4 protein-coding genes are annotated in these 5,451 nt (G+C 61.2%); 1 reads left to right on the top strand and 3 read right to left on the bottom strand.

Going from position 1 to position 5,451, the window contains the following annotated elements:
- Positions 1 to 1,265, top strand: a 1,265-nt coding sequence (locus WA989_RS11655; protein ID WP_424340670.1) for a glycosyltransferase family 4 protein, incomplete at its 5' end; no start/stop codon positions are given.
- 15 nt (positions 1,266 to 1,280) lie between these two features.
- Here the strand turns inward: WA989_RS11655 and WA989_RS11650 are convergent.
- From WA989_RS11650 to WA989_RS11640, 3 genes are all read right to left on the bottom strand, one after another.
- Positions 1,281 to 2,765 carry a PepSY-associated TM helix domain-containing protein gene (locus WA989_RS11650; RefSeq protein ID WP_424340669.1) on the bottom strand — a complete coding sequence of 495 codons (1,485 nt, stop codon included), beginning with the start codon at positions 2,763 to 2,765 and terminating at the stop codon, positions 1,281 to 1,283.
- Positions 2,766 to 2,775: 10 nt separating this feature from the next.
- On the bottom strand, positions 2,776 to 3,354 hold the full coding sequence (locus WA989_RS11645; protein WP_424340668.1) for a hypothetical protein: 579 nt from the start codon (positions 3,352 to 3,354) through the stop codon (positions 2,776 to 2,778).
- A gap of 18 nt (positions 3,355 to 3,372) precedes the next feature.
- A partial coding sequence (locus WA989_RS11640) for a TonB-dependent siderophore receptor (protein WP_424340667.1) occupies positions 3,373 to 5,451 on the bottom strand: 2,079 nt, incomplete at its 5' end.

Here is a 5,451-nt window from a genome sequence, read left to right as displayed (position 1 = left end):
AGCCTTGCCTCGAAGTCGCGCTTCTCACCTGGGAGTATCCTCCGATCCCGACTGCCAAGGGCCGGGTCGCGAGCGAGACAGCCCATGCACTCGCCGCCCATGGCGCGAATGTGCGCGTGTTCACAATGGACCGCGATGACACAGTCAGCACCGACCATGAGAAGATCGAAGTGATCGGGTGCGCCGGACGCGTTACGGGCCTGCGCCGGCTTATACGCTGTGTGCCTGGCCTAAACCACATTGCGACCTCGGCCGCTTTCCGCGAACGCGTTCAGGAAGAACACGAGCGGCGGCGTTTTGATGTTATCGAGACGACGAACTGGCGCGCGCCAGCCTCCATGCTGATGAATTGCGGCCTTCCTGTCGTCGTTCGCAGCACCGCTCCCGACGCCATGGACGCTCCCTCAGCGACGCGCGGACAGCGCCTCTCAGCCTGCGTCGCCCGTGGTCTTGAAGCCCGCTCGGCCCGCAAGGCCGCCGCGATCATTTCCAACAGCCGCTCGAATGCGGCGTTCATCAAGGACTGGTATGACCTTCGTCCTGGCCAAGTCCACATGGTTACGCCGATGTCGGTCAATCCGGAAATCCGCAAGGCCGGCCAGTCCATACCGTTCCCGCCTGCACATGCGCGCCTGCGCCTCGCCTATATTGGCGGCGACGACGCCCGCAAGGGGTTTGGGGAGATGCTGCAGGCCTTCGCGAAAGTGGTCCGCCACTATGAAAGCATGAGCGAGCCACTGCCGGAGCTGCATCTGATCGGGCTCGAACCAGACGTCCTTGACTCCTACACACACCGGTTTGGCCTGTCGGAAACCGTCATGGAGCAGATTCTCGACTTTGGCAGACTGACAGATCTTTCGATGAGCCATGTGATCGCACGCTGCCACGGCGTCCTGGCCCCCTCACGTTTCCAGTCGACAGGCTCTGTCTACCGCGAAGCGGCGGCCTTTGGTCGCCCGCTTCTGGCCTGCGCCGAGGACCCGACCGCGATGGAATTCGTCCAGAATTATGCCTGCGGCCGCCTTGTTGAAAACTGCACGCCTGACCAGATTGCCGCGTCCATCGTCAGCATGTTTGGAGACCGGGACGCGCTTCTCGAGATGCGCCGCAATGGGCTGGACGCTGCCGGCCGCTGGACCCGCGACGAGCTCGGCGCCCGCACCTTCCAGATCTATCGCCGCGCCATGAATCTGGCGCCGATCAGCATTTGGCCCGTCCGGGAATACGTCGGAGAAGTCCGCAGCGGACATGCCCGGCGCAGCTGAACCATCCCCTAATTCCTAATCTGCTGGACGCAGTGCCTGTCTCGGCGCGCGGACAGATATCGCGCCGCCCTTGATAGACAGCACACACACGCCAAGTCCCAGCAAGCCGGCGCTGGTTATCCAGATATAGGGGTTTGTATAGGAGGGGATGAAACGCGCCGCGTGGATGATCACGGACAATGACAGCGCCACTGCCAGTATGATCCGCATCAGCGCGCCCGACTGGATAGCGTTGCCTCTCACCGCACAAGCTGCGCTGGCTGCCACAAGTCCCGCCCAGAACAACCAGCCAAGAAAAACCGCAGGCAGTCCGACGAGAGCCGCCAGCAAGGCCAATGTGAGCAGAGCCGGCGTGCCCCACACCAGCGCCGACCAGGCCGCTTCAAATCCCGGCATGGGCCGGCCCGCTTCCCTGCGCTTCAAGAAATAAATGTTCATGCCCGCAGCGATGATAATGCAGAGCGCGATCCCGAACACGAAATATGCCAACTTCACTGGCAGGCCGCCAAAATCCCCGAAATGCACGCGGTAGGTCGACATGGCAATCTGCTGGCCGAGCTCTCCGTCGGAAAAGCCGGTGTGGCCGGTATAGTTTCCCGCCGCGTCAAAATTGTACATCTCCCCATAGACCAGCCGGTCATGATGCTCGCCATAGATAGAGACATGCTGACCGGCAGTGCCGGGATCATGCACGATGACCAGGAACGGGTCTGCATCAGGAGCGACCACGCTCAGATTGAGCAGTGCGGCATCCACCTCCGCAAGCCTCGTTGGGGTCTCGTCCATAGCCGGTTCTTCGCCGAAAATCGCTTCCGATAACGCTCGTGTGTCCCCGTCAAAGCTCGTCTGCGCGAGAACAAGGGCGACGACCGCAAACAGGCCGATCATGGCGCCTGTCCCTGCCACAACTATGGTGAAAGGCGCAGTCCAGACACTGAGCCGGTTATGAAGGTCAGCCTGGATGAGACGCGCCTGTCCCTTACGGCGAAACCGGAAGGCGTCGCGGAAAATGCGCGGATGGGCCAGAAAGCCGGATATCGCCATCGCGATGAGCATCACCCCGAAGGTGGCGACAACGATCATCCCGAAACTGGCTGGCAGGTTCAGATAATAATGCAGATCGATCAGGAAGTCGTTCCAGGGGGTTTCATACTCGCCTGACAGCTCGCCGCCGGGCGTGACCGTCTGCAGGCCGTCATCCCCACCGGCCACATAGCGCGGCCAGTTCTCGCGCGGCAGATAAAGATAGAGATGGGTCGTTCCGGGCTGTGCCGCAATGACATTCCGGGCGGTTGTCTGCGCTGTCGCTGGCGACACGGTCTCAACCGCCGCGCTCGCCGGGTTTTCCCACCAGCCGATTTCATCTTCGAAGACGGCGACCGTCCCGCTGAGGCAGATGATGAACATGACAGCGCTGATCGCAAGCCCCATGACTGAATGGGCCGACAGCGACCGGTCGACCCGCGCCTTGCTCGATTTTGGCCAAATGGAAGACGCCAAGGGGTTCTCCTTAGATAAAGGCTGAAGCGAGAGCGCCGATAAGGGCGACACCCGCATAAATGGACCGGCGCCCGCTCCGCGGCTCCATGAGCAATGCGACGGAAAGTGCGGCCCAGATCAGGACGGCCGCGATGATTGCGATGGCGCCAGCGGTTGCCGGGTTCCCTTCCTCAGGCCTCAGCAGCTTGAACAGGCCAGCCGATGCAAAGAGGGCAATGCCCCCCGCGACAGGTCCGGTAATGAGGAAGGTCCAGACGCTGGAGAACCCCGTCATGAGCCGGTGACGCCGATGGCGCGCACCCATCACATCCCGCCTTTCGCGCGCCGCTGGGATCGTTGGAGCAAGCCCCCGCAAAAGCCCGATGGCGAAGATCATGGTCGCACCGGCCATGACAACGAGCGTCACCTGCGCGACGCCCCGGTCACCATTGGCGAGAAACGCAAGAATGCAGCCCATAGCCAACAGAGCCCAGCCGACCGTGAGAAGACCCGGCCGGCCGGTCCGCTTCCAGCACAGGTAAAGCAGGCCGACCGCCCCGAGCGCCATAAGGCTCGTAGCGGTCATCAGGCCAAGGTCGAACATGCTCATCACAGCGCTCCCGGCCGATCAGAATTTGTAGCGCAGATTGGCCACAACAGTGCGGCGAAGGCCGGGGAAGCAGTCGCCGCGCGTGAGGCAACCGGTGAGGTATTCCTCATCGGTCACATTCCGGGCGTTGACGGCAAAGTCCCACTGCTCCCACTCATAGCCGACCATCAGATCGCCGAGCGTATAGTCCGGCGTCACATATCGAAGCGTGCCATTTTCCGAGACTGTTTCGCCGACATAGCGAATGCCGGCCCCTGCCTTGAAGCCCTTAAGCGCGCCCTGCGGGCGCCATGTCGTCCATAAGGAGGCCTGTGTTTCAGGGATCGCGGCAAGCTTGAGGCCATTCGGATCTTCAGCATCAATAGTGGACGCGGCCGCTTGCAGGTAGACCTCGTCGAACTGGAGGCGGCCCTCCACTTCGAACCCTCTCAGCGTTGAGACCCCCTGCTGCTGGGCGGCATCGCCAGGCAGACTGTTGGGATTAGGCAGATTCGAGATTTCGATATCGTAATAGGCCAGCGTGACGAGGCCCGGAATACCCTTCGGCTCATATTTGATGCCTGCCTCATACTGGCGCGATTCCTCTGGCTCGAGCTGGTTTCCGGCAAGGTCTGTCCCGACCACGGTCTCGAAGCTCTCCGAATAGCTCGCATAAGGCGCGATGCCATTGTCGAACCGGTAGAGCACCCCGAAGCTGGTCGAGATGGCGTCGTCATCCTGCGATACGCCGCCCGCCTCATTCTCGACGTTGTCAGCGCGCACGCCGAGCGTGAAGCGCCATTTGTCGACAGAAACTTGATCCGACACATAGATGCCCGTGTCCTGAACCGATTGTGTTGGCGCATCATTGTAAATCGCGTCAAAGACAGACTGATCCGGCGCGCCGGTGTAGACCGGGTTCTTCAGGTCCAGCACATAGTCGAAACTGGAGAAGGTGCCGCAGCCGCCGGGAGAGGCGCCGCCCGCAAAGCAATAGGATGTGTTGCTGTCGGTTTCGACATCCTGATACTGCACGCCCGCAAGCAGATCGTGCTCCAGCGCACCCGTCGTGAAACCGGCGCGAAGGCGGACATCACCGGCCAGCTGGTCGAACGTGTTGTCGCCTTGATAAAATGTCCGCGCGACCGTCGTGTCGGTGAACGTATCAACGCCGAGGACATCATTGATATAGCGCGTGCCACCGATGAAGGCCGGCCAGGCCTGATGATAGTCCGCCTCACCCGACCGCCAAAGCGCCGTGCCTTCAATTATCAGATTGTCGCTGATGCGGTGCTCGCCGAGCAGCGTGACCTGTTCTGAATTCGTGTCGTAGCGGTTAAACCCCTCCTCACCGGCATACAGTTCCCAGTCAAGATAGCTGCCATCATCAAGCGGCTCCAGCGTGCCCTTGATCGGGATGAACTGGGACGCGGTGTCGCTATTGGTGTCCTGCACCAGTCCGATCAGCGTAAATTTGGTGTCCGGCGTCGGCAGCCATGAAAGCGACGGCATGAAGACCGTGGTCTGCTCATCGACCTGCTCAACCTGCGTACCCGTATCGCGGTAAAGGCCGACCAGACGGAATTGGAGCTTGCCGTCCGTTCCGGCGATGGGGCCAGTTACATCACCAGCGACCTCGTAGCGGTCAAAATTGCCAATCTTTGCCTGAAGCTCGCCGCCAAATGTGCCTCGCGGCGTCTTGGAGACATAGTTCACAATACCGCCCGGAGAGCCCTGCCCATAGAGCACCGAGGCCGGACCTTTCAGGACTTCGACCTGCTCAACCGTGTAGAGATCGGCGCGGGTCGAGTTATAGCTGCCGAACAGTTCCTGAATGGAATCGCGATAGCGTGGCAGCTCCAGCCCGCGCGACTGGGCAAAATCCCCGCGGGTCGAGAAGCCATAAGGTTCGGCTGTCACGCCTGCGACATAGGTCAGCGCCTGGGCAAGGTTTAGCGCGCCCTTGTCGGTGAACATGTCATCGGTTTCGACTGACAACGAGCGGGCTGTTTCAACGATCGGGGTTTGCGACTTGGTCGCCCCGAAGGCCGAAGTTCCTGTAACAATGACCGTCTCCTGACGGACTTCATCAGTGGTCGTGCCTGGGCTCTCCTGCGC

Source organism: Henriciella sp., assembly GCF_049649345.1.
GTDB lineage: Bacteria > Pseudomonadota > Alphaproteobacteria > Caulobacterales > Hyphomonadaceae > Henriciella.
Note: the sequence above shows the minus strand (reverse complement) of the source record. Positions and strands in the feature narration are given on the sequence as shown.